The sequence below is a fragment of the Streptococcus equinus ATCC 9812 genome (assembly GCF_000187265.1).
GTDB lineage: Bacteria > Bacillota > Bacilli > Lactobacillales > Streptococcaceae > Streptococcus > Streptococcus equinus.
In genome coordinates this window covers 929307-954073 of the sequence record NZ_GL698429.1, presented here as the reverse complement: position 1 = coordinate 954073, position 24767 = coordinate 929307, and the positions used below count along the sequence as shown (strand labels likewise).

Here is a 24767-nt window from a genome sequence, read left to right as displayed (position 1 = left end):
CGTTTTAAAGTCATAAAGTGCTTGGCTGTAATCTTTTAAAATTCCGCGAATTTTGCTAGGTAAAATAGGCATTTTATGTTAAAATAGTAAAGATAAAAGAAGGAGTAACTTGAAGTGGAACCTAAGTATAAACGTATTTTAATTAAATTATCTGGTGAAGCGTTAGCTGGTGAAAAAGGTGTCGGAATCGACATTAAAACTGTTAAAACTATCGCAAAAGAAATTGCTGAAGTACATAGTTCAGGTGTCGAAATTGCTTTGGTTATCGGTGGTGGAAACCTTTGGCGCGGTGAACCAGCTGCTGCAGCTGGTATGGATCGTGTTCAGGCAGACTACACTGGTATGCTTGGAACAGTGATGAACGCTCTTGTTATGGCTGATAGCCTTCAACAAAATGGTGTTGACACTCGTGTTCAAACATCAATTCCAATGCAAAACGTTGCAGAACCATACATTCGTGGTCGTGCGCTTCGTCACCTTGAAAAAGGTCGCATTGTTATCTTTGCTGCTGGTATCGGCTCACCTTACTTCTCAACTGATACAACAGCTGCTCTTCGTGCTGCTGAAATTGACGCCGAAGCTATCTTGATGGCTAAAAATGGTGTTGACGGTGTTTATAACGCCGATCCTAAGAAAGATGCTAACGCCGTTAAATTTGATGAATTGACTCACGGTGAAGTTATCAAACGTGGTCTTAAAATCATGGACGCAACTGCATCAACACTTTCAATGGACAACGATATTGATTTGGTTGTCTTTAACATGAACCAAGCTGGCAATATTAAACGTGTTGTCTTTGGTGAAGCAATCGGAACAACCGTTTCAAATAAAGCTGAACACCATGACAACTAATTGTCAGCTCTGCTATTTCCCAAAAAACAAGAAATGAGGACTAATACTATTTATGGCTAATGCTATTATCGAAAAAGCTAAAGAACGCTTTGAACAATCACACAGCTCATTAGCACGCGAATTTGCTTCAATTCGTGCTGGTCGTGCAAATGCATCTCTTTTGGATCGTATTCAAGTTGAATATTATGGTGCAATGACTCCACTTAACCAATTGGCTTCTATCACAGTTCCAGAAGCACGTGTTCTTTTGATTTCTCCATTTGATAAATCATCATTGAAAGATATCGAACACGCAATCAACGCTTCAGACCTTGGTATTAACCCTGCTAATGACGGTTCAGTAATCCGCTTGGTTATTCCTGCCCTTACAGAAGAAACTCGTAAAGCACTTGCTAAAGATGTTAAAAAAGTTGGTGAAAATGCTAAAGTTGCTATCCGTAACATTCGTCGTGATGCTATGGACGAAGCTAAAAAACAAGAAAAAGCTAAAGAAATCACTGAAGACGAATTGAAAGTTCTTGAAAAAGACATTCAAAAAGCAACTGATGAAGCTGTTAAACACATTGATACAATGACAGCTAACAAAGAAAAAGAATTGCTTGAAGTCTAATCAATAAGGTTTGGGGGTGGACTTTCCACCCCTTTTTATAAAGGAAAGAATACATGAATAATATACTTGCCACTGTCATCACAGGTCTTGTGATTGATGAAAATGCAAAAGCATATTTTGTACAAAAAGACGGTGTGACTTTCATGCTTGATAAAGCTGAAGGTGAACATAAGATTGGTGATATGGTCAAAGGTTTTGCCTACACAGACATGCATCAAAAAGCTCGTTTGACAACTGCAGAGGTTGCTACAACTCGTACAAGTTATGGTTGGGGAGTTGTAACAGAAGTTCGTCGCGACTTAGGAGTCTTTTTGGATACTGGTCTTGCTGACAAACAATTCGTTGTGTCACTCGATGTTTTGCCTGATTTGAAAGAACTTTGGCCTAAAAAAGGTGACAAACTCTATGTTCACCTTGACGTAGATAAAAAAGACCGCATTTGGGCTATCCCAGCTCAACCAGAAATTTTCCAAAAAATGGCTGGCCCTGCCTACAATAACATGCAAAATGAAAAATTGCGTGCCATTGTTTATCGTTTGAAATTATCAGGAACATTTGTCTATCTTCCAGATAATAACATGCTTGGATTCATTCACCCAAGTGAACGTTATGCTGAGCCACGTCTTGGTGAAGAAGTAACAGCTCGAGTGATTGGGTTCCGCGAAGTTGACCGCACGCTCAATTTGTCGTTGAAACCTCGCTCATTTGAAATGCTTGAAAATGACTCACAAATGATTTTGACTTATCTTCAGTCAAATGGTGGTTTCATGACATTGAATGATAAATCATCTCCAGCAGATATCAAAGCTACTTTTGGTATTTCTAAAGGTCAATTCAAAAAAGCACTTGGCGGTTTGATGAAAGCCCGCAAAGTAAAACAAGACCAATTCGGTACAGAATTGATTGATAACGAGAAATAAACTAAAGAGATTGCAGCTATGTTTTAACTAGCTGCGGTCTTTTTCTTTTAAGTTCATACAAAAAATGTTCGTCGGAAATAACTCGTTTTTTAGTTTTCTGGCTCATACAAAAAAATATTTTTTGTTATAATAGACTCACTATCATTTTGGAGGTTATCAATGGAACGTGCGATTTTTGCGGGTGGTTGTTTTTGGTGCATGGTGCAACCATTTGAGGAATTAGATGGTATTTTGTCAGTTCGTTCTGGTTATACTGGTGGACATGTTGAAAATCCGACTTACAAGCAAGTTAAGGCTCATAAGACTGGGCACACAGAAGCAGTAGAGATTATTTTTGATGAGGAAAAAGTTTCTTATGCTGACTTAGTTGAACTTTACTGGGCTCAGACAGATCCAACGGATGCTTTTGGTCAATTTGAAGATCGTGGTGACAATTATCGCCCTGTTATTTTTTACAGTGATGAACGTCAAAAGGAAATTGCGGAAGCTTCAAAAGCAGCCTTGCAAGCTTCAGGGCGCTTTACAGACCCGATTGTAACTGCTATCGAACCAGTACAGCCATTTTATCTAGCTGAGGACTATCATCAAGGCTTTTATAAGAAAAATCCTGAGCATTATGCAAAAAGTAGTGCTATCAGACATGCATTTTTAGAGGAGAATTGGTAATGAGAAAATCATTTTATACTTGGTTAATGACACAGCGTAATCCTAAAAGTCATGAGCCAGTAGCGATTTTAGCAGATCTTGTTTTTGAAGATACAACATTTCCAAAGCACACCGATAATTTTGAAACGATTAGTCGCTACCTAGAAGATGAGGCTGATTTTTCGTTTAATCTTAGCGAATTTGACAAAATTTGGGAAGATTATCTTGCTCACTAAGCATAATGGACTTTTTAAATCATAAAGGAAATCACGGTAAGTCGTGATTTTTTGCTTTAAATAAGCTATAATAGGTTTATCAAACACAAGAAAGAGGGACTCTATTTGCAAGAGCATTCTGTTGAAATTACTTTAAGTCATCCTGATGATGTGCTAGCGCTGTTTGGCTCAAATGAGCGCCATTTGAAATTAATTGAAGAAAATCTTGGTGTGATTATTCATGCCCGCACAGAGCGTGTACAGATTTTGGGAGACGATAAAGAAAGTATCGAGTTAGCTCGTGTAACGATTCAAGCTTTGTTAGTTTTGGTTTCTCGTGGCATGTTAGTTAATACATCTGATGTGGTAACAGCTCTTTCTATGGCACAAAATGGCTCTATTGACAAATTTGTTGCCCTTTATGAAGAAGAAATCATTAAAGATAATTCTGGAAAACCGATTCGTGTAAAAACACTTGGACAAAAAGTTTATGCGGACAGTGTCAAATCACATGATGTGGTCTTTGGTATTGGACCAGCTGGTACTGGTAAAACCTTCCTTGCGGTTACTTTGGCAGTAACGGCTTTAAAACGTGGTCAAGTTAAACGTATCATTTTGACACGACCAGCAGTCGAAGCGGGTGAAAGTCTAGGATTCTTGCCAGGTGACTTAAAAGAAAAAGTTGATCCATATCTTCGTCCAGTTTACGATGCACTTTACCAAATTTTAGGAAAAGAGCAAACAACACGCTTGATGGAGCGAGATATTATTGAAATTGCTCCGCTTGCTTACATGCGTGGTCGAACACTTGATGATGCTTTTGTGATTTTGGATGAAGCACAAAATACAACAATCATGCAAATGAAAATGTTTTTGACACGTCTTGGTTTCAACTCTAAAATGATTATTAATGGTGATACAAGTCAGATTGACCTACCTAAGAAAGTCAAGTCAGGTCTTATTGATGCTACTGAAAAATTGAAACACATTAAGCAAATTGATTTTGTTCATTTCTCAGCAAGCGATGTGGTTCGTCACCCAGTAGTTGCTGAAATTATTAATGCTTATGAAAAAGATGCTGAAAGAAAGCAAAGTCACCATTCAACTGAAAAAACAGCTGAAACTGCTACAGAATCAGGCTTTGCAAGCTATGAAACTATCGGTCAACCTGCTAGCGACAAAAAAGAATAATCCAATGATCATACACTAAGATGGTGTGTGATTTTTTTGTTAGAAATAAAATTTTTATATTTGCGAATAACTTTGAAACTTGAATTTTTATGCTAAAATATCTAATATATCGGGGGATTTGTAATAAAAATTTAGGATTTAGGTATAAAACACTTTGTTAAATTTATAAATTAGTTTTTTCGGAGGAGAAGGTTATGTGTAATGGTACTTCACTTGAAGAGTTGAATAAAATGAGTGTCAAATTGACAAATCAAGCTGACAAGCTAAGTCATGAATTCAAAGCTCTAGATAAAGTTGAATATAAAGCTTACGAACGTGATGAAGAAGCTGAATTGCTCGTTAAAATGAGTGAACAAGCTAAAGTACTAGCACATGAATTTCAGACTCTGCTTTTCAATATCAATGCAAGCATGGAAAAAATTTGCGGTTAATTCTTTTAACCTCTTTTTTGTGCTTGCGGTGAATTTTCTTAACTAGCTTTTATCACATTCTCGATTAAATTATCAAAAAATTGTCATTATTTGTTTGCGTTTTCACAGAAATATGATAAACTCTTATTGAAATATGCAACCGATTGCAAAATAAAAGAGTGTTTAGGAGAACAGCTTATACGTTAATCATAATAGCAGTGTTATTTCAGAATTAGCAGAACAGTATGTGATTGATTGGACAGGTTTCGCACATTGTTCTGGCCTATTTTTTTACAGTTCAATGAAAACGGTTGTGTATTTTAATTTATCTTTTTAGAAGATTATCCATGACATTTCAGAATAAAGTAAATTTGAAAAAGCAGATAAAAAAAGTTTAGGTTCATTGCTTATTTTAACAGCTATTGGTGCTGGCGGCTTAGTTCAAGTTAAAGTTGTTAATGCAGATGAACAAGTGTCAATGAAAGATGGTACCATACTTCATGCGTGGTGCTGGTCTTTCAATACCATTAAAGATAATGTGCAAGCCATTAAAGACGCTGGTTACACAAGTGTTCAAACGTCCCCAATCAACACTGTTGTAGCTGGCGAAGGTGGAAATAAGAGTTTAAAAAATTGGTATTATCAATACTGACCAACTATTTATAAAATCGGTAACTATCAATTAGGTACTGAGGAAGAATTTAAAGAAATGAATCGTGTGGCTGACCAATATGGCATTAAAATTATTGTGGATGCCGTCTTAAACTACACAACTTCAGATTAGAATAAAATCAGTCAAGAAATTAAAAATATCCCTAACTGGACACACGGAAATACTCTCATTTCTAATTGGCATAATCGCTACGATATTACTCAAAATGCACTTCTTACACTTTATGATTGGAATACTCAAAATGAATATGTCCAACAATATTTGTTGAGTTATTTGAAACAAGCAGTAGCTGATGGTGTGGACGGTTTCCACTATGATACCGTAAAACACATTGAATTGCCAGGCGAATACGGCAGTAACTTCTGGAATGTTATTTTAAACAACGGTTCTGAGTTCCAGTACGGAGAAATTTTGCAGGATGATGTTTCAAATGATGCTGGCTTTGGTAAGTTGATGAGTATCACTGCTTCAAATTACGCTCAAAAAATCCGTTCAGCGCTAAAAGACCGTCGCATTTCAGCAGGCAATTTGATGAATTATCAAGTTTCAGGCGTTGATGCAGCAAATCTTGTTTTGTGGGTAGAATCACATGACAATTATGCAAATGATGACCAAGAATCAACTTGGATGAATGATAGTGATATTCGTCTTGGATGGGCTATGATTACAGCTCGCGCAAAAGGAACAACATTGTTCTTCTCACGTCCAGTTGGTGATGGTAATGGCACACAATTCCCAGGTCAATCACAAATTGGTGATGCGGGTAGCAATCTTTACAAAGACGCGATAGTGACTGCTGGTAATAAATTTCATAATGCCATGGTTGTAGAATCAGAATACCTTCATAATCCTGGTGGCAATGAACAAGTTGCAATGATTGAACGTAGCACAAAAGGTGCTGTTATTGTGAACCTTGTTGACGGCGATAAACAAATTAATTCTGAAACTAATTTGGCTGATGGTATATACACTGACAAGGTTTCTGGTCGACAATTTAATGTTTCAAATGGTCGTATTACAGGTAGTGTTCCCTCACGCTCAGCCGTTGTTTTGTATGATGACAAAGCTAGCCAAGCAGCTCAAGTTTCAATTGATGGTTACAAAGAAGCTGACAATAGCATTTCTAAAGCCACAGAAGTAACATTGAAAGCTAAAAATGCTGACTCTACGACATACAAACTTGGTAATGGTCAAGAGGTAGCTTATAAGATGGTTATAAAGTCACTGTTGGTGAAGGGCTTGAAGCTGGTCAATCAACTACTCTAATATTGACTGCAACAGGAGCTGATAGTCAATCATCAGCGAAGACATACACTTTCACAATGAAAGCCCCAAGTGCTGAGACTAACATTTACTTCTAAAACCCTGATAACTGGTCAGATGTTTATGCTTACATGTATTCAGCAAAAGATAATAAACTTCTTGGCGCATGGCCTGGAACTAAGATGACTAAAGGAGCGTCAGGTCGTTATTCAATCACAGTTCCTGCTTCATATGCTGAAGAAGGTGTGAAAGTTATCTTCACAAATAACCAGGGCTCACAATATCCACAAAATGAAGGCTTTGATTTCAAAGCAGAAGGCTTGTACTCAAAAGCTGTCTTGATGCCTGATGTTCCAGCAGGAAAAACTCGTGTAACCTTTGATAACCCTGGTGGTTGGGATAGTGCGAACGCTTTCTACTATGGAAATCCTGTTCAATACCCTCTAGGTGTATGGCCAGGAACATAAATGACTAAAGATAATACTGGTAATTTCTACCTCAATCTCCCAGAAGAATATGTTGATGTAAATGCAAAAAACATCTTTAATCAACCTGGAACAAGCAACCGGTTCCCTTATAGCGAAGGATTTAATCTAGTAAAATCTGGAAACTATAATAAAGACGGACTAAAGTAATTATCCTTATCTCAATTCTAACTCCTTTCCCTAAGAAGTAGCTTTTCCCTCAGGTTACTTCTTTTTGCACTCAAAAACTTTCCTAGAGGCTAAAATGGCGTTGTTACCTGTAATATGGTATAATATGCTTGATATAATTAGATTTGAAAGAAGATTTATATGTACGTTGAAATGATAGATGAAACTGGTCAAGTTCCAGAAGAAATCAAAAACCAAACTTTGGATTTATTACAATTTGCTGCTGAAAAGACTGGTAACGAAAATAAAGAAATGGCTGTGACTTTTGTAACAAATGAACGCAGTCATGAATTGAATTTGGAATATCGTGATACTGACCGTCCAACTGATGTCATCAGTTTAGAATATAAACCTGAATCAGATTTGTCATTCTCAGAAGAAGATTTGGCTGAAAATCCTGAATTGGCTGAAATGCTAGATGAATTTGATGCTTATATCGGTGAACTCTTTATTTCAGTTGATAAAGCGCGTGAACAAGCAGAAGAGTACGGTCATTCTTTTGAACGTGAAATGGGCTTCTTAGCGGTTCATGGTTTCTTACACATTAATGGTTATGACCACTATACACCTGAAGAAGAAAAAGAAATGTTTACTTTACAAGAAGAAATTTTGACTGCTTATGGACTTAAGAGACAATAATTCACCTAAAAAGTGGAAAAATCGCACCTTGATGTCGAGTATGGAATTTGCTATAACTGGGATTATTACAGCATTCAAGGAAGAACGAAATATGCGAAAACACATGGTATCAGCTATTTTAGCGACTTTAGCAGGAGCTGTTTTTCGTTTATCGGCGATGGAATGGTTATTCTTATTTTTAGCCATCTTTTTAGTTATTACTTTGGAAATGATTAATTCTGCGATTGAAAATGTGGTAGACCTTGCTAGTGATTATCACTTTTCAATGCTAGCCAAAAATGCAAAAGACATGGCAGCAGGAGCCGTGTTAGTAGTATCTGCTTATGCTGTGGTGACAGGATTGATTATTTTTGTGCCAAAAATTATTGCTTTGATTTTTGGAAGTCACTAACATTATTTTTATAGGAAATTGAAAGGAGTAGGGGCGTTTGACGTCCTTTATATCTTATGTTTAAATCAGGTTTCGTAGCGATTTTGGGTCGCCCAAACGTTGGTAAATCAACATTCTTGAACCACGTGATGGGGCAAAAAATTGCTATCATGAGCGACAAAGCTCAAACAACTCGTAATAAAATTATGGGTATCTACACAACTGATACCGAACAAATCGTCTTTATCGACACACCAGGTATTCACAAACCAAAAACAGCACTTGGCGATTTCATGGTTGAGTCTGCTTACAGCACACTTCGTGAAGTAGAAACAGTGCTTTTCATGGTCCCAGCTGACGAAAAACGAGGTAAAGGTGATGACATGATTATCGAACGTTTGAAAGCTGCCAAAATTCCAGTTATTTTGGTTATCAACAAAATCGATAAAGTTCACCCAGACCAACTTTTGGAACAAATCGATGATTTCCGTAGTCAAATGGATTTCAAAGAAATTGTGCCAATCTCAGCTCTTCAAGGAAACAACGTTGAAACTTTGATTAATATCTTGAAAGATAACTTGGAAGAAGGTTTCCAATATTTCCCAGAAGATCAAATCACTGACCACCCAGAACGTTTCTTGGTATCAGAAATGATTCGTGAAAAAATCTTGAAATTGACTGAACAAGAAGTGCCACACTCTGTTGCAGTTATCGTTGATTCAATGAAACGTGATCCAGAAACAGATAAAGTTCACATTCGTGCGACAATCATGGTTGAACGTGATAGCCAAAAAGGTATTATCATCGGAAAAAAAGGTGCTATGCTTAAGAAAATTGGTAAAATGGCTCGCCGTGATATCGAAATTATGCTTGGTGACAAGGTTTATCTTGAAACTTGGGTTAAAGTTAAGAAAAACTGGCGTGATAAAAAACTTGACCTCGCTGACTTTGGTTACAACGAGAAAGAGTATTAATAGTTCATTTAATCAGGAGGTGTCGTTTAAGCACCTCCTCTTTTAAAAATAGGAGAAAGGAAAAGCCGCAGGTGGTGGCTAGAACCCGCCTACGACTCTTTGAAAAAAGATAAATGGCGACTAGGTGTTTATCACCATTGTCAAATTCCTATAAAACTTATTTAGAAAGGAGAAGGACATGTTCGTGTTGCTTTGAACACGGACGAAAGGCTGTGTAAAATAGATGGAGTGAGACAAATAAAATCTCCAGTGGAGATTTTATTCATGAGCCTAGAAACTGAAAAGCGAGTCGGTAATTTCGAAGAAATTCGATTTCTCAGCAAAACTTGGTTTTTTGTTGCTGACCTAAAACAGCTCACAGAACTGTTTTACTCTCACCCCCGCACAGTTGAGCAGGGTCATAAAAGCTGATTTATCAGCGCATTAGAATCCACTCAACCACTGCGTTTTGTAATTATTACAAAGAAACTGAATACTTTTATTTCAGTCTCCTAATTTTACTTTGCCTTTTAACGTCCTTTGGTATCAGAAGAATGCCTGAATTGCCTGAGGTTGAGACTGTTAGACGTGGGCTTGAGCGTTTGATTGTGGGACGAAAGATTGTCTCAATTGATGTTCGTGTTCCTAAAATGATTAAGACAGACTTGACAGCTTTTGAGACGGATATTATCGGACAAACTTTCCAATCGATTGGTAGATGTGGAAAATATTTGCTGTTAAATCTTGATAGACAAGTGATTATTTCCCACTTGCGGATGGAAGGAAAGTACCTGCTTTTTGAGGATGAAGTGCCTGAGAATAAGCATTTTCATACTTTCTTTAAACTTGATAATGGGTCGACCTTGGTTTATCAAGATGTTCGTAAATTTGGAACCATGGACTTGCTTGAAAAAGAACAAGTAGCTGATTATTTTCGTCAAAGAAAACTTGGTCCTGAACCGACTGAGACAGCTTTTGACTTAGCAACATTTGCTAAGCAGTTGAAGGCTTCAAAAAAGGTCATAAAGCCTTATTTATTGGACCAGACCTTGGTTGTTGGGCTTGGCAATATTTATGTGGATGAAGCGCTGTGGGCTGCCAAGATTCATCCTAAACGAACAAGTGATAGTCTGTCAGACTCAGAAATTAGTCTGCTACGTGATAGTATTATCCGCATTTTGCAACTTGGGATTGCTAAGGGTGGCTCGACAATTCGTACCTACCAAAATGCTCTTGGTGAAAATGGTAGTATGCAAGACTTTCTGCAAGTGTACGGAAAAACTGGTGAGCCTTGTCCTCGCTGCGCCACACCAATTGAGAAAATAAAAGTAGGAGGACGCGGGACGCATTTTTGTCCTGCTTGTCAAAAACAATGACAAAAATTATTGGAATAACAGGTGGAATTGCTTCTGGAAAATCAACAGTGGTTGATGAAGTCAGAAAACATGGCTACCAAGTGATTGATGCTGACCAAGTCGTTCACGAACTTCAAGCAAAAGGTGGCAAGCTGTATCAAGCATTGTTGGATTGGCTTGGTGATGGTATTTTAAAACTAGATGGTGAACTTGATCGTCAAAAACTTGGACAGATGATTTTTGCAAGTAAAGAAATGCTTGCTAAATCATCTAAAATCCAAAATGGAATCATTAGACAAGAGTTGGCTCGCAGAAGAGATGAGTTAGCCAAGTCTCAAGAGGTTTTCTTCATGGATATTCCACTTTTGATTGAGCGTGATTATGTGGATTGGTTTGATGACATTTGGTTAGTTTTCATTGATGAGAAAACTCAACTTGAACGTTTGGTGCTTCGAAATCACCTGACAAGAGAAGAAGCTCAAAAGCGTATTGCAAGCCAAATGTCGACAGAAGCTAAAAAGCCTTTTGCTGATAAACTTTTGGATAATAGTGGTGATATTGCGACCCTAAAGAAAAAAGTAGCAGGGTTACTTGCAGAATTGTAAGAATGAAGCACCTGTGAATAACAGGTGCTTATTTTTTTCGAAAACGTTTATCGAATCAGGACTCTAGCAAAAGCTTTTGAATGTGATATAATAATCTCATTGACGTTTTTTTGAAAAGAAGGTGAACAATCATAAGTAACGAAGTTAATTGGAAACAAAATTTGCGAGTAGCTTGGCTTGGTAACTTTTTTACTGGGGCAAGCTTTTCACTTGTTATGCCTTTTATGGCTTTGTATGTTGAAGAATTAGGTGCTCCTAAAAGTAAAGTTGAGTGGTACGCTGGTTTAGCGGTATCATTATCAGCACTTGCTTCTGCTCTGATTGCTCCAGTTTGGGGGCGGCTAGCAGACCGTTATGGTAGAAAACCTATGATGGTTAGAGCGAGCTTGGTAATGACGTTTACAATGGGTGGTTTGGCTTTTGTTCCTAATGTCTTTTGGCTTTTAGCACTGAGGCTATTAAATGGGCTATTTTCAGGATACATTCCAAATTCAACAGCCTTGATTGCTAGTCAAGCTCCTAAAAATCATTCAGGTTATGCGCTTGGGACGCTAGCAACTGGGATGATTGGAGGAAGTCTAATCGGTCCACTTTTAGGTGGTGTTTTGGCTGAATGGCTGGGAATTCGACAAGTATTTCTACTAGTTGGTTTTATTCTATTGATTTGTAATTTGCTAACTATCTTTTTAATCAAAGAAGACTTTAAACCAGTAGAAAAAGCAAATGCAATGTCGACTCGTGAAGTCTTTTCTTCAATCAAGGATAAACAAATCCTCATTGGCTTGTTTGTGACAAGTATGATTATTCAAGTCTCAGCACAATCAATTGCCCCAATCTTGACGTTGTACATTCGAAATCTCGGTCAAACTGAGAATTTGATGTTTGTATCAGGTTTGATTGTGTCTGCGCTAGGATTTTCAAGTATGTTATCGAGCTCGACTCTTGGTAAAATTGGTGATAGAATAGGTAATCATAGACTACTTTTAATCGCTCTATTTTATAGTTTTAGCATGTATGTTTTATGTGCGCTTGCGCGAAACTCTCTGGAGTTGGGAATCGTTCGATTCTTGTATGGTTTTGGTACTGGTGCGCTCATGCCAAGTGTCAATTCACTCCTTACCAAAATTACCCCACGAGAAGGTATTTCACGTATCTTTAGCTATAATCAAATGTTTATGAATATCGGACAAGTCGTTGGACCGTTTGTTGGTTCAGCTATCGCGACAGGAATGGGATACCGTTCAGTGTTCTACGTGACAAGTCTTATCGTCTTTGTAAACTTTGTATGGAGCCTTATCAGTTTTAGAAAATATTTAAAAGTTAAGGAAATCGTGTGAGAGTAAAGATTAATTTGAAATGCAGTAGTTGCGGCAGCAAGAATTATTTGACAAGTAAAAATAAAGCAACTCATCCTGATAAAATACAGGTTTTGAAATATTGTCCTAAAGAGCGAAAAGTAACCTTACATGTTGAATCTTAGGGATAATTATGATAGAATAATCAAGACCATAGTGTAGGAAAGGAAATAGAACCCAGAAGGACTGGTAGTTAAAAAATTCTCATTTTGAGACCTTCTGACGCGTTCTTAGTGAAACATATGTACAATGTACTACTGACAATTTTGCTGGTATTATCTGTTATTATCGTGATTGCCATCTTTTTGCAACCACAGAAAAATCCAAGTAGCAACGTATTTGATAACAGCGGTTCAGAAGCTTTATTTGAACGTACTAAAGCGCGTGGCTTCGAAGCGTTTATGCAACGTTTTACAGCAGTTCTAGTATTCTTTTGGCTAGCAATTGCTTTAGCGCTAGCAATTTTATCAAGTAAATAGATAGCAACTGACGAAGGTGCCTACTGGCTTACGTTGGCTGCGCATCTTGAATTTTGTACGAAAATTCATGGGCTGGTCATTCAGCTCATTTTTTATTATTAAGTAGTGAGGAGTCTGTCCGATAGTGGATTGGAATTTGAGATTCAGTGACTTTTCACAACTTCCATAAAGCTAGAAAACGAGAGGATAGAATAAAGCAGATTTTTATAAAAAACTGCTGATAAATCACAATTATGAATGAAAAAATTATTGCTTATTTAAAAGAGCATGGGAAAGTTAATATTAATGATTTGGCAGCTGGTCTTGAGATGACTGGTGCTGAAAAATTCCCAGAGCTCATTAAAGAAATTTCACAACTTGAAAGTAACGGGGAACTCCGCTTTGATGATAACGGAAATTTAGCGCTTCGTAAAAAAGTCGACAAGAAAAAAGAAATCACTGTTACTGGTGTATTTCGTGCAAACAAAGCAGGATTTGGTTTCTTGTCTGTTGATGAAGACGAAGACGATATGTTTGTTGGACGTAATGATGTTGGTCATGCCGTTGACGGAGATACCGTTGAAGCGGTTATTAAAAAGCCAGCAAACCGTCTAAAAGGTACTGCAGCCGAAGTACGTATCGTTGGTATTGTCGAACGTAGTTTGAAAACAGTTGTTGGTAAATTTATCTTAGACGATGAAAAACCAAAATACGCTGGTTATATCAAGTCTAAAAACCAAAAAATCCAACAAAAGATTTACATCAAAAAAGAACCAGTTATTCTTGATGGAACTGAAATCATCAAAGTTGATATTGATAAATACCCAACGCGCGGTCACGATTACTTTGTCGGTCACGTTCGAGATATTGTTGGTCACCAAGGTGATGTTGGTATCGATGTTCTTGAAGTTCTTGAATCAATGGATATCAAGTCAGAATTTCCAGAAGATGTTATGGCAGAAGCTAATGCTGTGCCAGATGCACCGTCTGAAAAAGACATGATTGGTCGTGTCGACTTACGAAATGAAATCACATTTACTATCGATGGTGCTGATGCCAAAGACTTGGACGACGCTGTGCATATCAAACTGCTCGACAATGGTAATTTTGAACTTGGTGTTCACATTGCTGACGTTTCATACTACGTTACAGAAGGCTCTGCTTTGAACCGTGAAGCGGTAGCGCGTGGAACATCTGTTTATGTGACTGACCGTGTGGTACCAATGCTTCCAGAACGCTTGTCAAATGGTATTTGTTCATTGAACCCAAATGTTGATCGTTTGACACAATCATGTTTGATGGAAATTGACCGTAATGGTCGTGTGGTTAACCACCAAATCTGTCAATCAGTTATCAAGACAACTTTCCGTATGACTTACAGCGATGTTAATGACATTATCGCTGGTGATCAAGAGTTAATTGAAAAATACCAACCAATCGTTGAATCAATTCACCACATGGCTGCGCTTCACAATATTCTAGAAAAAATGCGCGTGCGTCGTGGGGCTCTTAATTTTGATACTAGCGAGGCTAAAATCATCGTTAATGACAAAGGGATGCCAGTTGACATCGTTATTCGTGAACGTGGTATTGCAGAGCGTATGATTGAGTCATTCATGTTGGCGGCTAATGAAACCGTTGCAGAACACTTTGCTAAACACAAATTGCCATTTATCTATCGTATTCACGAAGACCCTAAAGCTGAAAAATTGCAAAAATTCCTTGATTACGCAAGCATCTTTGGTGTGCAAATCAACGGTACAGCTAATAAAATCAGCCAACAAGCTCTTCAAGATTTCATGGCAAAAGTTGAAGGAAAACCAGGCGCAGAAGTACTTAACATGATGCTCCTTCGTTCAATGCAACAAGCGCGTTATTCTGAGCACAATCATGGTCACTATGGTTTGGCTGCAGAGTACTATACTCACTTTACAAGTCCAATCCGTCGTTATCCTGACCTTCTTGTACACCGCATGATTCGCGAATACACACAAGTGACTGATGAGAAAATCGAACACTTCAGAAATGCTATTCCTGAATTAGCTACATCATCTTCAACACTTGAACGTCGTGCAATCGATGCTGAACGTGTCGTTGAAGCTATGAAGAAAGCTGAGTACATGGAAGAATATGTCGGGCAAGAATTTGACGGTGTGGTGGCTAGCGTCGTGAAATTTGGTATGTTTATCGAATTACCAAATACAATCGAAGGTCTTGTACACATCACAACTCTTCCTGAGTTTTACAACTATAACGAACGTACTTTGACACTTCAAGGCGAAAAATCAGGTAAAGTCTTCCGTGTTGGTCAACAAATTAAAATTAAATTGACACGTGCTGACAAGGAAACTGGTGATATTGATTTTGAATACATTCCAAGTGATTACGATGTGATTGAAAAAGTTAAAAAATCACGTAAAGACCGTTCTGGCAAAGACAATCGTCGTTCTAAATCAGACAGTCACAAAGACCGTAAAAAAGGCCACAAGTCAAATAAACCACGAAATCGTAAATCATCAAAAGGTTCTTCTAAAAAGTCAGGAAAGAAACCTTTCTACAAAGAAGTTGCTAAGAAAAAATCACACAAATCAAAAAAATAAATAATGCCTAACCCAAATATCGACAGAAGAGAGGTAGCATAACATGCCAAAAGGTGAAGGAAATGTCGTAGCTCAAAATAAAAAAGCACGCCATGACTATAATATTGTTGATACAATCGAAGCAGGTATTGTTCTAACAGGGACTGAAATTAAGAGTGTTCGTGCAGCGCGTATCCAATTAAAAGATGGCTATGCTCAAATCAAAAACGGAGAAGCTTGGTTGATTAATGTCCACATTTCTCCATTTGAGCAAGGAAACATTTGGAACCAAGAGCCTGAGCGCACACGAAAACTATTGCTTAAGAAACGCGAAATTGAAAATTTGTCAAATGAACTAAAAGGGACTGGTATGACACTTGTTCCACTAAAAGTTTATTTGAAAAATGGCTTTGCTAAGGTCTTACTTGGTGTGGCAAAAGGTAAACACGATTATGACAAACGTGAGACAATCAAACGCCGTGAACAAGACCGTGACATCAAACGTCAAATGAAAAATTTCAATGCAAGATAATAAAAAAGGGTTTGGAGAATTCCAAACTCTTTTTGTGATTAAAGCAATTTTTTGAGTTCATCAATTAATTCTTGATTATCAGAAATCATTTGATGAATTTTATCGGTTGAAGCAGGGGTGAAATCTCCCAAGCAAGAATGAAGTTCTTGTTCGACATCAGCTTGTGGGAATTTTCCAGCTTCAGTCAGCGCAACAATCAGTTGACGTTGGTCTTCTTTTGGTCGAATACGAGTCAAATACCCCTTTTCCTCCAAACGTTTTAAAAGAGGAGTCAGCGTATTACTAGCAAGATCAAGTTTTTTTCCAAGCTCGTGTAAAGGAAGTTCATCAGTCCCCCAGAGTGCCAAAAGAACGATGTATTGTGTATAGGTTAAATCAAATGGAGCTAGTTTTTGTTTATAAAATTGATTAAATAGTCTGTTAGCGTTGTAAATGGCAAAACAGAGTTGATTAGTGAGTTTTGGATGTTCTGCAGTCATAAGTCCTCTTTCTCTGTCAGTAATTGCATTTATCATAACATAGAAAAAGTAAAAGTAAAAAATCGACAACTCAAAAGTTTAGTAGTAAACTATATTCAATCGCGCACGATTGAAAAAGAAAGGAGAAAAATATGAACACTATTGATATTTTACAAAATGTTGGTAATGGTATTTTAAGTCAGGCTAACAAACATCAGTTAGCTGCTCTTCAATTTGCAGCACAAGGTTTTTCAAAACTAGCTGACAAATACCAAAGCCATGCTGAAGAAGAACGTGACTTTGCTAAGCAAGTTTTTAATCGTATTTTGAATTTAGGTGGTAACATTTCTTATCAAAGCCAAGAAGCATTTGAAGTTCCGACGACAGCACTTGAATGGCTCAGACAAGATTTAGAGATTTCAAAAAATGGCTTAAAAGATTTGAGCCCATTGATTAAAGCCGTGTCTGAGGACTTTGTGACATATGATTTGCTTAAAGGCTATTACAAAGACGAAGATAATGATTTGCAATGGACACAACAGCAACTTGATTTGATTGATTTTATTGGCTATCAAAATTGGTTAACACAATAACTTTAAGGAGATAAAAAATGGCTTACGATTACGATATTGTTTTTATTGGTTCAGGACATGCTAACTGGCACGCTGCAGTGACTTTGGCACGCGCAGGAAAAAAGTAGCGATTGTTGAAAAAGATGTGACAGCCGGAACTTGTACAAACTACGGCTGCAACGCAAAATTTTTACTAGACAGTCCATTTGAATTTGTTGATGGTTTGTCTCGCTATGAAAAAGCTGGTATCACAGGTAACACTGAAGTTAACTGGCAAAAATTCATGGCGTTTAAAAAGACAGAGATTCCTACATATGCACCGCTTATGGAAGGCATGTTTGCTCAATTAAACATCAACCTTCTAAAAGGTTACGGAAAATTAGTTGATGCTCACACTGTTAGTGTTGACGGTGAAAATGTCACAAGTGATTATATCGTAATCGGTACAGGTCAACGTCTATCTCGTTTGAATATTGAAGGTAAAGAACTTCTGCATGATAGCCGTGACTTCCTTGACTTAGATGACATGCCAAAACGTATTACTTTTGTTGGTGCAGGTACTATCTCAATGGAATTTGCGACAATGGCTGCAAAACTTGGTTCAGAAGTTCACATTATCGCATTCGCTGACAGAGCTTTAGCTGCTTACCAAGAAAACTATGTTGAGACAGTTGTTGCTAAGATGCAGGCAGAAGGGGTTAACTTCCACTTCAGTCAAGCAGTTGAAAAAGTAGAACAAGTGGCAGATGGCTTCCGTGTGACAACAGCACAAGGTTTGGTTGTTGAAACAGATTATGTTCTTGATGCAACTGGTCGTATTTCAAATGTTGAAAATCTTGGCTTGGAAGAACTAGGTATCGAATTTAACCGTTCAGGTATCGTGGTTAATCAATACATGCAAACTTCAGTTTCAAATATCTTTGCTAGCGGAGATGTGGTTGACAAAACAATTCCTCGTTTGACACCGACAGCAAGCTTTGAATCAGATTACATTGCAGCCTTCATTCTTGGATTGAACAATGAACCAATCAACTATCCAGCGGTGCCAAATCTTGTCTTCACATTCCCACGTATTGCGCAAGTTGGTGTGACAGTTGAAGAAGCTCGTGATAATGACAATTATCGTGTAGTTGAAGTGCCATTTGGACAACAATTGAAATTCCAGACTAAATTGGAAGACGAAGCGCACATTACACTTATCGTTAACCAAAATAAAGAATTGGTCGGAGCTAGTCTTCTAGGAAATGAAGCTGGCGAAATGATTAACCTTATCACTTTGATGATTAACCAAAGAATGACAGCACTAGACCTAAGCCAAATGATTTTTACCTTTCCTGGCATAACAAACGGTTTGATTAACGCTGTTATGATGGCATTGATTTAATAGCAAAATAACACAAAAACCTTGAACGAATTGTTCAAGGTTTTTTAGGATTAGTCAGCCCAAGTAATGACATTTTCACGAGGTTTGCGTGAGCGTGGGTGTTTAGGGTCGCGAAGTCGATAACCAAACGAAACCATGCTGGCAATGCCTTCTTTATGAGGATTGATAAGACCAGCTTTTGCTAGAATGTGATTAACTTTATCATAATTGAACCCTTCGATTGGACAAGAGTCGATACCAATCATGCTGGCTGCTGTCATCATATTTCCAAGGGCGATGTAAGTTTGTTTAGCAGTCCAGTCAAATAATGCACGAGGATTATCTGCCATTTTCATATCATTTTTTTGGAATGATTCGTAGGTTGCCAAGCGACTATTAAGAGTATCGCCTTCACCAAGGCCACGACGAACAAGACTGTCTTTTACTGACTCTGAATCGTAACGAGCATTCTTCTCAGCGATAAGAAGGACAAAATGACTGGCTGTATCAAGTTGAGGTTGCGCACCCCAAGCAACGGCTTTTAAATCGTCACGTAGTTTAGCAATGTGCTTTCGGTCGAGAACGATAAAGCGCCAAGCCTCTAGCCCAATTGAAGAAGGACTTAGCCAAGCGGTATCAAGAATGTATTCCATATCATCATGTGAAATGTCACTGTCATTATAAACACGAATGGCAACTCGATGGTCAAAGGCATCGAGGACTTGTTTTTTGATAGCTTCTTTAGTCATATCAGTCTCCTAGTTTTCTTTCTATGATAGCATTTTCACATTGTTTTTGCTAATTTTAGAAACCAAAAAAACAAAGGACCGAATCTTTGTTTACTTGAGTTTTTCTCTTAAATAGTTGACGTCTTTGATAAAGCCACTGAGATTATAATCTTGGTTCATTTCCATAAATTTTTCTCGTGTCTCATTGAAAATTTGTAAAATTTCAGGGATAAGTTCTCTTCGTTTATCGGTAATATAAATATTTTTTATGCGACCATCTTGTGTGATTGTGACCAATTCTTGATGAGCAAGTTTAGTAACAAGTTTTGAGAGAGATGGTGGTGATATGCAAAGAATTTCTGCAAGATCTTTGCAGCGTTTTCCATTTTCTTGATTTAAAATAAAAAGGACTAGAGCATAAGAATGTGACATCCCTAGTTTTCGAAAAGCATCTTCAGTGTATTTATCAAGAGCTCATTCCAGTCTTTTGATTGAAAAATATAAGCATCCGTCTAAATTTTATTGGATACTTTTTGATAAAATATTTTCCTCAGTATGTGTATTCATAGAAACTATCTTAACATAGTTATATTGGGATAGCAAATGAACCTTTTAGACTTTTAAAGCTGTTTATCCGATTATTTTAGTAATTTGGTTAATCTGAGTATTTAAAGTGCTTATATCGTTTAGATTATTAATTTCAGCTAGTTTGATGAATTCTTGTCGAGTACTAAAAATGTTTCAGCAATGACATCTGCAAGGTCTTTTCCTTTTTCTGATAAGTGGATATGTTTTGTACGGCTGTTTGGAACAAGATAAACTAAGTCTCTGCGGTTCAGCTTTTCAATGATTTTTGTCATAGACGGAGCGGTAATACAGAGAATATCAGCGAGCTCTTTATAACATTTTCCATCTTCTTGGCTTAAGATAAAAAGAGTTAAAGCATAGCTGTGTGATAAGCCAATTTTGCGATAAGTTTCTTCAGTCTTTTTTTTCTAAAATGCAGTTAAGTTTTTTGATAGAAAAATAGAAATCCATATTTAATAGTTCTTGAATGTCTTGTGGCACGGTAACCTCCTTTAAAATGTCTGCAATTTTTAGCTTAACACAATTACACTAGCTTTACAAATTGACCTAAATAAAAAGCCGTGGAACAGCTGGTTTAATCGCAAAATTTAAGTTGCTGAGTGATTTTATTTATTTCATCAACGAGATTTTCAGGATAATATTCGACAGCTTTATTAAAGAGTTGTCGAACTTCTGCGTGTGCTTGACGAATTTGAGGAGTGAGTTTTCGTCCTTTATCAGTAAGATAGACGTGTTTAGTGCGACCTTCGCAAATAATTTCAACGAGTCCTTTACGTACAAGTTTTTCAATCATTTTTGTTAGAGTAGGTGCTGTAACGCCAAGAAGTTTAGCAAGCTCTTTATGGAGTTTTCCGTTTTCCATTTCTAAAATGATAAGGATACTTGATTGTGAAGGGGACAATCCGACTTTCTGAAAGACTTCTTCATAAAGTTTATCAAGAGCACGATTGAGTTTTTTGATAGCAAAAAAGAGTCGAGAATCAAGGATTTCTTGAACAGTTTTGGGCATCGAATTCTCCCTAATTATTTAATTATAAGAATTATGATAGCAAACTTAGAAAAAGATAACAAATAATATGCTCAGGTAACAAAATATTAAAATGCTGTCATGTAAACGTTTGTTGTGTAAAAAATCAAAAAAACAAGCCTTTTTTGAAAGCTTGTTTTCTAATTTTCTAAAATTTTCATTATTTATAGCAAGGGCATGATGACGTTGACCCAGAACCATGATAGTGGCATAACAATGACCATGGCTGGAATCATGTCTGCTGTTGGAAACATTTTGACACGAATCATTCGAAAACCTGTTGCTACCATGAGAAAACCACCGCAGGCTTTAAAGTCAGCAATCATATCAGGTGTTGTTAACGGTACAATGACACCTGCAAGTAAAAAGAGAGCTGTAAAGATGATGAATTGAGGAATAGCGATAAGTGAAACCACAAAGCCAAGATTACATGCAAAAATAGCAGCAGTAAAGAAGTCAAGGATAGATTTTGAAATTAAAATGGTAGAATCTCCAGTCATACCTGAGTCAAGACTACCGTAAATCCCAGTTCCGCTGGCACAGAAAAGAACGATGACAGTAAGCAAAGTAGCCAGAAATTCGTCATTTGAGAGTTGGCTGTGCTTTTGTGGCAAGATTTTTGAGACGGCTTTTTGCATCAAAATGCCCCCTTTATTAATCCATTCACCGAGATTAATAGCAAGACCGATAGCAGTTCCCACAACGATAGCGAAGATAACTGCAGGCATGTATTTCATAAGTCCAATAGATGAGATACCCATCCCCATTGAACAAACACCGAAAATAAGATTTAGCTGATTTTTAAAATCTTCAGATAAGATGTGACCAAAAATGCCTCCGAGGATTCCTCCGAAAATAATGGCAAAAGAATTGATAATAACACCAGTTGGCATATAGTTCCTCCTTTTTAAGATTTAAAATAAAGCAAAAAAATAAGCTCACTTGTAAAAACAAGCGACTTAAGGTGACAATATATTCTTTCCAATAACTAGTGTAACACGAATAAGTTAAAAATCAATTTGCATTTAGTGATAAGTTATTCTAAAATGGAATAGGTAGGAGGACCGTGGATGAATCTTCAGAAATTACAAGTCTTTTTGTCATTATGTGATACACTTAATTACACAGAAACAGCAGAACGTCTTTATACAAGTCAAGGAAATGTTTCAAAGCAAATCATGGCTTTAGAAAAAGAGCTTGGCGCATCATTGTTTCACCGTAATCGACGTCATATTGCCATCACTAAAGAAGGGCAAGTGGTTAAAAAATATGCGGAAATGATTTTAGCAAATCACCAAAAAATGATGAATGACTTATCGCAGATGAAAGAAGATAATGCGTCAAAGCTCGTTCTTCATGGTGTTCCGAGTATGCCTTTTTACGCCATTATTTTTGAGATTGCTGGTTTTAAAAAACGCCACAGACAGTTTGAAGTGAAGGTAGAAGAAGAGGAAGCCGATATCTTATTGGAAAATTTACTCAAGCAGAAGTGTGATATCATTTTTGCTAGACAGTTTACGAGTAAACTGCCTCAAAATGTTGAAACTATTACGATTGACCGTGACCGTTGGGTAGTTGTTTTGCCAAGTACACATCATTTGGCAGATAGAAATAGTATTAACCTTGAAGAACTTTCTGATGAAAAATTCTTGCAGCTCAGTGAGCAAACACAGCTGATGCAGCCTTTTTTAGAGCTTTGCCATGCTTATCATTTTGACCCTGAGGTTACATACAAGGGCAATCGCATTAATTTGATTATTGACTTTATTGAAAATGATTTGGGGATTTCTTTGATGATGGAAAAGATGGTTTTGCCATTTGACAACAAGGAAATTGTTTTTATACCACTTGATATCACAAAAGATTCTGAAATGATTTTGATGAAATTGAAGCAGAATCAGTCGGCAGCAGTTCAAAAATTTTGGCAAGAAATGCAAGAAAAGTATAAGAAAAAGGATTGAGTTTTTCTCAATCCTTTTAGAGTTTATTTATCATACCTCGCAAATGATTGAAAAAATTCAAGACTAGTTTTTAGATTATTTTTCTATAAAATGATATTGAAGGGAGAAAAAATGTCTTATTTATATTTGTTACTTGCCATTGTTGGCGAGCTTTTAGGAACTAATTTATTAAAATTATCTGCTGGCTTTACGAAGCCTATTCAAAGCATTTCAGCACTGATTAGTTATGGCATTTGCTTCTTTTTCTTGTCGTTATCGTTGAAGAAAATACCACTTGGCGTAGCTTATGCCACTTGGTCTGCCGTCGGACTAGTTTTTACAGCTATTATTTCTGTCATGATTTTCAACGAAAAAATCAATGTCTATACGGTTATCGGCTTGATTTTGATTATTATAGGCGTTTTAATGGTTAATTTATTAGGAAATGCTGGACATTAAAAAACAAGCCATTAAGGCTTGTCTTTTTTTGTGATTATCCTTCAAAGTACAACAATTCTTTTGGTGTGTGTGTGAAAACTTCGAAGCCTGATTTCGTAACGTGACCACAATCTTCGATGCGGACACCAACTTTTCCAGGAATGTAAATACCAGGTTCAACTGAGAAGCACATACCTTCTTGGATTTCCATGTCGTTACCTTCCATGATTGAAGGGAATTCGTGACATGTCATACCAATACCGTGACCAAGACGGTGGTTGAAGTATTCACCGTAACCCGCTTTTTCAATAACTTTACGAGCAGCCGCATCAACTTCGCTAGCAGTAACACCAGGTTTGATGAAATCAAGAGCTGCCATGTGAGCTTCTAAGCACAAGTTGTAGATATCTTTTTTGAATTGGTCAGGTTTACCAACGGCAACTGTACGAGTCATATCGCTAGCATATCCATGCATATCTGTACCAAGGTCAAACAAAAGTAGGGCATTGTTTTCGATTTTATTTGTACCAGGAATACCATGTGGATTTGCAGCGTTATCTCCAGTCAAGACCATAGTTTCGAAACTCATTTTTTCAACACCTTGTTTTTTCATTTCAAATTCAATCATGGCAATGACGTCAGTTTCAGTGTTGTTAAGTGAGATATTGTCAAAACCAACTTTGACAGCTTTATCAGCGTACTCACCAGCAATCATCATTTTATCGATTTCATCTTGAGATTTGATAAGACGCATTTTTTGAACGAAAGGAGTAAGGTCTTCAAAATGACCTTCAAAGACTGTTTGCAATCCTTGGAATTTTGTAACGTTTAGGTTGTCAAATTCAGCAAGAATTTTGGCGCTATCAACTGAAGGAAGACCGTTTTTGATTTTTTCCCAAGGGTTTTCAGAATCAACATAACCAAAAACAGGGAAGTTTAGGATTGCACTAGCACGAGCAACTTCAAGTGCTGGTACAAAGAGAACTGGTTCACGATCGCTATAGACAAAAAGGAACATTTGACGTTCGTGTGGATCGCAGAAGAAACCAGTTAAGTAGTTTACAGTAACAGGATCAGAGAAAATAGCAATGTTTGCTTTTTCTTGAGTAAGGTATGAACGGATTTGATCTAATTTAGACATGCGAAACCTTCTTTCTAATTATCCCCATTTTTTCAAAAAAATTCAAAAAAATCAAGAGCTTGCTCCAAAAAAATTAAATATGCTTAATTTTCACAAAATCAGGCTAAAAAGTAGATGAAAATGTGAAAACGTTTCATAAATCGCTTTAAAAAATAGCAGAAAATTTTCTGAAAATAACTATTTTTTGCCTTTCTAAGACCTTTATGAGAAAAACAAGATATTAAACGTTTTCAA

31 protein-coding genes and 2 pseudogenes are annotated in these 24767 nt (G+C 37.0%); 25 read left to right on the top strand and 8 right to left on the bottom strand.

What is annotated here, in order from left to right; translation table 11 throughout:
* The first annotated feature begins 114 nt into the window (after positions 1-114).
* From pyrH to smpB, 21 genes are all read left to right on the top strand, one after another.
* Positions 115-852, top strand: a complete 738-nt coding sequence (gene pyrH / locus HMPREF0819_RS04540; RefSeq protein ID WP_004232885.1) for a UMP kinase — start codon at positions 115-117, stop codon at positions 850-852.
* A 52-nt stretch (positions 853-904) separates the two neighbouring features.
* Positions 905-1462 carry a ribosome recycling factor gene (gene frr / locus HMPREF0819_RS04535; RefSeq protein WP_004232884.1) on the top strand — a complete coding sequence of 186 codons (558 nt, stop codon included), beginning with the start codon at positions 905-907 and terminating at the stop codon, positions 1460-1462.
* A 53-nt stretch (positions 1463-1515) separates the two neighbouring features.
* Positions 1516-2382, top strand: a complete 867-nt coding sequence (locus HMPREF0819_RS04530) for a CvfB family protein (RefSeq protein ID WP_004232883.1) — start codon at positions 1516-1518, stop codon at positions 2380-2382.
* Positions 2383-2541: 159 nt separating this feature from the next.
* A complete protein-coding gene (gene msrA, locus HMPREF0819_RS04525) occupies positions 2542-3048 on the top strand; it encodes a peptide-methionine (S)-S-oxide reductase MsrA (protein WP_004232882.1) in 507 nt (168 codons plus the stop codon).
* On the top strand, positions 3048-3263 hold the full coding sequence (locus HMPREF0819_RS04520) for a YozE family protein (RefSeq protein WP_004232881.1): 216 nt from the start codon (positions 3048-3050) through the stop codon (positions 3261-3263). The genes msrA and HMPREF0819_RS04520 overlap by 1 nt, the downstream gene beginning before the upstream one ends.
* Before the next feature lie 105 nt (positions 3264-3368).
* A complete protein-coding gene (locus tag HMPREF0819_RS04515; protein ID WP_004232880.1) occupies positions 3369-4433 on the top strand; it encodes a PhoH family protein in 1065 nt (354 codons plus the stop codon).
* 194 nt (positions 4434-4627) lie between these two features.
* Positions 4628-4864: a hypothetical protein gene (locus HMPREF0819_RS04510; RefSeq protein WP_004232878.1), complete on the top strand. Its 237-nt coding sequence runs from the start codon at positions 4628-4630 to the stop codon at positions 4862-4864.
* Positions 4865-5246: 382 nt separating this feature from the next.
* Entirely contained in the window at positions 5247-5495 is a 249-nt protein-coding gene (locus tag HMPREF0819_RS09350) for a hypothetical protein (protein WP_004232877.1), read from the top strand.
* Between the two features lie 285 nt (positions 5496-5780).
* On the top strand, positions 5781-6782 hold the full coding sequence (locus HMPREF0819_RS09345) for an alpha-amylase family glycosyl hydrolase (protein WP_419579847.1): 1002 nt from the start codon (positions 5781-5783) through the stop codon (positions 6780-6782).
* Positions 6783-6910: 128 nt separating this feature from the next.
* A complete protein-coding gene (locus HMPREF0819_RS09340) occupies positions 6911-7246 on the top strand; it encodes a starch-binding protein (RefSeq protein ID WP_004232875.1) in 336 nt (111 codons plus the stop codon).
* The gene (locus tag HMPREF0819_RS09335) at positions 7247-7414 is read left to right on the top strand and encodes a hypothetical protein (protein WP_004232874.1); all 168 of its coding nucleotides are present in this window, start codon (positions 7247-7249) and stop codon (positions 7412-7414) included. It abuts the gene before it with no gap.
* A gap of 159 nt (positions 7415-7573) precedes the next feature.
* On the top strand, positions 7574-8071 hold the full coding sequence (gene ybeY, locus HMPREF0819_RS04500; RefSeq protein ID WP_004232873.1) for an rRNA maturation RNase YbeY: 498 nt from the start codon (positions 7574-7576) through the stop codon (positions 8069-8071).
* Entirely contained in the window at positions 8052-8462 is a 411-nt protein-coding gene (locus HMPREF0819_RS04495; protein WP_004232870.1) for a diacylglycerol kinase family protein, read from the top strand. The genes ybeY and HMPREF0819_RS04495 overlap by 20 nt, the downstream gene beginning before the upstream one ends.
* 56 nt (positions 8463-8518) lie before the next feature.
* On the top strand, positions 8519-9415 hold the full coding sequence (gene era, locus HMPREF0819_RS04490) for a GTPase Era (RefSeq protein ID WP_004232868.1): 897 nt from the start codon (positions 8519-8521) through the stop codon (positions 9413-9415).
* A gap of 533 nt (positions 9416-9948) precedes the next feature.
* Complete coding sequence (gene mutM / locus HMPREF0819_RS04480) at positions 9949-10770, top strand: DNA-formamidopyrimidine glycosylase (RefSeq protein WP_004232865.1); 822 nt, start codon at positions 9949-9951, stop codon at positions 10768-10770.
* Positions 10767-11354, top strand: coding sequence for a dephospho-CoA kinase (gene coaE / locus HMPREF0819_RS04475; protein WP_004232863.1), 588 nt, complete (start codon positions 10767-10769; stop codon positions 11352-11354). Before mutM ends, coaE begins: the two co-directional genes overlap by 4 nt.
* A 128-nt stretch (positions 11355-11482) precedes the next feature.
* Positions 11483-12691 (top strand): multidrug efflux MFS transporter, encoded by a 1209-nt coding sequence (locus HMPREF0819_RS04470; protein ID WP_487042775.1) that lies wholly within the window; start codon positions 11483-11485, stop codon positions 12689-12691.
* Positions 12688-12834, top strand: coding sequence for a 50S ribosomal protein L33 (rpmG, locus tag HMPREF0819_RS08740; protein WP_074450694.1), 147 nt, complete (start codon positions 12688-12690; stop codon positions 12832-12834). Before HMPREF0819_RS04470 ends, rpmG begins: the two co-directional genes overlap by 4 nt.
* A 117-nt stretch (positions 12835-12951) precedes the next feature.
* On the top strand, positions 12952-13188 hold the full coding sequence (gene secG, locus HMPREF0819_RS04465) for a preprotein translocase subunit SecG (RefSeq protein WP_004232859.1): 237 nt from the start codon (positions 12952-12954) through the stop codon (positions 13186-13188).
* Positions 13189-13421: 233 nt separating this feature from the next.
* Positions 13422-15767: a ribonuclease R gene (gene rnr / locus HMPREF0819_RS04460; protein ID WP_004232856.1), complete on the top strand. Its 2346-nt coding sequence runs from the start codon at positions 13422-13424 to the stop codon at positions 15765-15767.
* 43 nt (positions 15768-15810) lie between these two features.
* The gene (smpB, locus tag HMPREF0819_RS04455) at positions 15811-16278 is read left to right on the top strand and encodes an SsrA-binding protein SmpB (RefSeq protein ID WP_004232855.1); all 468 of its coding nucleotides are present in this window, start codon (positions 15811-15813) and stop codon (positions 16276-16278) included.
* Positions 16279-16316: 38 nt separating this feature from the next.
* Here smpB and HMPREF0819_RS04450 read toward each other — a convergent pair whose 3' ends face one another.
* Complete coding sequence (locus HMPREF0819_RS04450) at positions 16317-16757, bottom strand: MarR family winged helix-turn-helix transcriptional regulator (protein WP_044023333.1); 441 nt, start codon at positions 16755-16757, stop codon at positions 16317-16319.
* A 131-nt stretch (positions 16758-16888) separates the two neighbouring features.
* Here HMPREF0819_RS04450 and HMPREF0819_RS04445 point away from each other — a divergent pair, with 131 nt between their 5' ends.
* The gene (locus HMPREF0819_RS04445; protein ID WP_004232850.1) at positions 16889-17329 is read left to right on the top strand and encodes a ferritin-like domain-containing protein; all 441 of its coding nucleotides are present in this window, start codon (positions 16889-16891) and stop codon (positions 17327-17329) included.
* Between the two features lie 17 nt (positions 17330-17346).
* Positions 17347-18692: pseudogene (locus HMPREF0819_RS04440) on the top strand (dihydrolipoyl dehydrogenase family protein).
* Positions 18693-18742: 50 nt separating this feature from the next.
* Here HMPREF0819_RS04440 and HMPREF0819_RS04435 read toward each other — a convergent pair.
* The 6 genes and pseudogenes from HMPREF0819_RS04435 to HMPREF0819_RS04420 all read right to left on the bottom strand — a co-directional run bounded on the left by HMPREF0819_RS04435 (position 18743) and on the right by HMPREF0819_RS04420 (position 21907).
* Positions 18743-19420, bottom strand: a complete 678-nt coding sequence (locus HMPREF0819_RS04435; RefSeq protein ID WP_004232848.1) for an NAD(P)H-dependent oxidoreductase — start codon at positions 19418-19420, stop codon at positions 18743-18745.
* A 90-nt stretch (positions 19421-19510) separates the two neighbouring features.
* The gene (locus tag HMPREF0819_RS04430) at positions 19511-19831 is read right to left on the bottom strand and encodes a MarR family winged helix-turn-helix transcriptional regulator (protein WP_004232846.1); all 321 of its coding nucleotides are present in this window, start codon (positions 19829-19831) and stop codon (positions 19511-19513) included.
* A gap of 272 nt (positions 19832-20103) precedes the next feature.
* Positions 20104-20259, bottom strand: coding sequence for a hypothetical protein (locus tag HMPREF0819_RS09560; RefSeq protein ID WP_004232845.1), 156 nt, complete (start codon positions 20257-20259; stop codon positions 20104-20106).
* 15 nt (positions 20260-20274) lie between these two features.
* A pseudogene (locus HMPREF0819_RS09555) lies at positions 20275-20328 on the bottom strand (hypothetical protein); the annotation flags it as partial.
* A gap of 233 nt (positions 20329-20561) precedes the next feature.
* Complete coding sequence (locus HMPREF0819_RS04425) at positions 20562-20996, bottom strand: MarR family winged helix-turn-helix transcriptional regulator (RefSeq protein ID WP_004232844.1); 435 nt, start codon at positions 20994-20996, stop codon at positions 20562-20564.
* Between the two features lie 182 nt (positions 20997-21178).
* A complete protein-coding gene (locus HMPREF0819_RS04420; RefSeq protein ID WP_004232843.1) occupies positions 21179-21907 on the bottom strand; it encodes a DUF554 domain-containing protein in 729 nt (242 codons plus the stop codon).
* Positions 21908-22084: 177 nt separating this feature from the next.
* Here HMPREF0819_RS04420 and HMPREF0819_RS04415 point away from each other — a divergent pair, with 177 nt between their 5' ends.
* Both HMPREF0819_RS04415 and HMPREF0819_RS04410 read left to right on the top strand, forming a co-directional pair.
* Positions 22085-22975, top strand: a complete 891-nt coding sequence (locus tag HMPREF0819_RS04415) for a LysR family transcriptional regulator (RefSeq protein ID WP_004232842.1) — start codon at positions 22085-22087, stop codon at positions 22973-22975.
* Positions 22976-23086: 111 nt separating this feature from the next.
* A complete protein-coding gene (locus tag HMPREF0819_RS04410) occupies positions 23087-23413 on the top strand; it encodes a DMT family transporter (RefSeq protein WP_004232841.1) in 327 nt (108 codons plus the stop codon).
* Between the two features lie 34 nt (positions 23414-23447).
* Here the strand turns inward: HMPREF0819_RS04410 and HMPREF0819_RS04405 are convergent, their stop codons facing one another.
* Entirely contained in the window at positions 23448-24533 is a 1086-nt protein-coding gene (locus HMPREF0819_RS04405) for a M24 family metallopeptidase (RefSeq protein WP_004232840.1), read from the bottom strand.
* Between the last annotated feature and the right edge of the window lie 234 nt (positions 24534-24767).

Excerpts from the sequence above, each read along its gene's own strand:
- frr (WP_004232884.1), top strand. The coding sequence starts at position 905 with ATGGCTAATGCTATTATCGAAAAAGCTAAAGAACGCTTTGAACAATCA.
- HMPREF0819_RS04530 (WP_004232883.1), top strand. The coding sequence starts at position 1,516 with ATGAATAATATACTTGCCACTGTCATCACAGGTCTTGTGATTGATGAA.
- msrA (WP_004232882.1), top strand. The coding sequence starts at position 2,542 with ATGGAACGTGCGATTTTTGCGGGTGGTTGTTTTTGGTGCATGGTGCAA.
- HMPREF0819_RS04520 (WP_004232881.1), top strand. The coding sequence starts at position 3,048 with ATGAGAAAATCATTTTATACTTGGTTAATGACACAGCGTAATCCTAAA.
- HMPREF0819_RS04510 (WP_004232878.1), top strand. The coding sequence starts at position 4,628 with ATGTGTAATGGTACTTCACTTGAAGAGTTGAATAAAATGAGTGTCAAA.
- HMPREF0819_RS09340 (WP_004232875.1), top strand. The coding sequence starts at position 6,911 with ATGTATTCAGCAAAAGATAATAAACTTCTTGGCGCATGGCCTGGAACT.
- HMPREF0819_RS09335 (WP_004232874.1), top strand. The coding sequence starts at position 7,247 with ATGACTAAAGATAATACTGGTAATTTCTACCTCAATCTCCCAGAAGAA.
- ybeY (WP_004232873.1), top strand. The coding sequence starts at position 7,574 with ATGTACGTTGAAATGATAGATGAAACTGGTCAAGTTCCAGAAGAAATC.
- HMPREF0819_RS04495 (WP_004232870.1), top strand. The coding sequence starts at position 8,052 with ATGGACTTAAGAGACAATAATTCACCTAAAAAGTGGAAAAATCGCACC.
- era (WP_004232868.1), top strand. The coding sequence starts at position 8,519 with ATGTTTAAATCAGGTTTCGTAGCGATTTTGGGTCGCCCAAACGTTGGT.
- mutM (WP_004232865.1), top strand. The coding sequence starts at position 9,949 with ATGCCTGAATTGCCTGAGGTTGAGACTGTTAGACGTGGGCTTGAGCGT.
- coaE (WP_004232863.1), top strand. The coding sequence starts at position 10,767 with ATGACAAAAATTATTGGAATAACAGGTGGAATTGCTTCTGGAAAATCA.
- secG (WP_004232859.1), top strand. The coding sequence starts at position 12,952 with ATGTACAATGTACTACTGACAATTTTGCTGGTATTATCTGTTATTATC.
- rnr (WP_004232856.1), top strand. The coding sequence starts at position 13,422 with ATGAATGAAAAAATTATTGCTTATTTAAAAGAGCATGGGAAAGTTAAT.
- smpB (WP_004232855.1), top strand. The coding sequence starts at position 15,811 with ATGCCAAAAGGTGAAGGAAATGTCGTAGCTCAAAATAAAAAAGCACGC.
- HMPREF0819_RS04450 (WP_044023333.1), bottom strand. The coding sequence starts at position 16,757 with ATGACTGCAGAACATCCAAAACTCACTAATCAACTCTGTTTTGCCATT.
- HMPREF0819_RS04445 (WP_004232850.1), top strand. The coding sequence starts at position 16,889 with ATGAACACTATTGATATTTTACAAAATGTTGGTAATGGTATTTTAAGT.
- HMPREF0819_RS04435 (WP_004232848.1), bottom strand. The coding sequence starts at position 19,420 with ATGACTAAAGAAGCTATCAAAAAACAAGTCCTCGATGCCTTTGACCAT.
- HMPREF0819_RS04430 (WP_004232846.1), bottom strand. The coding sequence starts at position 19,831 with ATGTCACATTCTTATGCTCTAGTCCTTTTTATTTTAAATCAAGAAAAT.
- HMPREF0819_RS09560 (WP_004232845.1), bottom strand. The coding sequence starts at position 20,259 with ATGACAAAAATCATTGAAAAGCTGAACCGCAGAGACTTAGTTTATCTT.
- HMPREF0819_RS04425 (WP_004232844.1), bottom strand. The coding sequence starts at position 20,996 with ATGCCCAAAACTGTTCAAGAAATCCTTGATTCTCGACTCTTTTTTGCT.
- HMPREF0819_RS04420 (WP_004232843.1), bottom strand. The coding sequence starts at position 21,907 with ATGCCAACTGGTGTTATTATCAATTCTTTTGCCATTATTTTCGGAGGA.
- HMPREF0819_RS04415 (WP_004232842.1), top strand. The coding sequence starts at position 22,085 with ATGAATCTTCAGAAATTACAAGTCTTTTTGTCATTATGTGATACACTT.
- HMPREF0819_RS04410 (WP_004232841.1), top strand. The coding sequence starts at position 23,087 with ATGTCTTATTTATATTTGTTACTTGCCATTGTTGGCGAGCTTTTAGGA.
- HMPREF0819_RS04405 (WP_004232840.1), bottom strand. The coding sequence starts at position 24,533 with ATGTCTAAATTAGATCAAATCCGTTCATACCTTACTCAAGAAAAAGCA.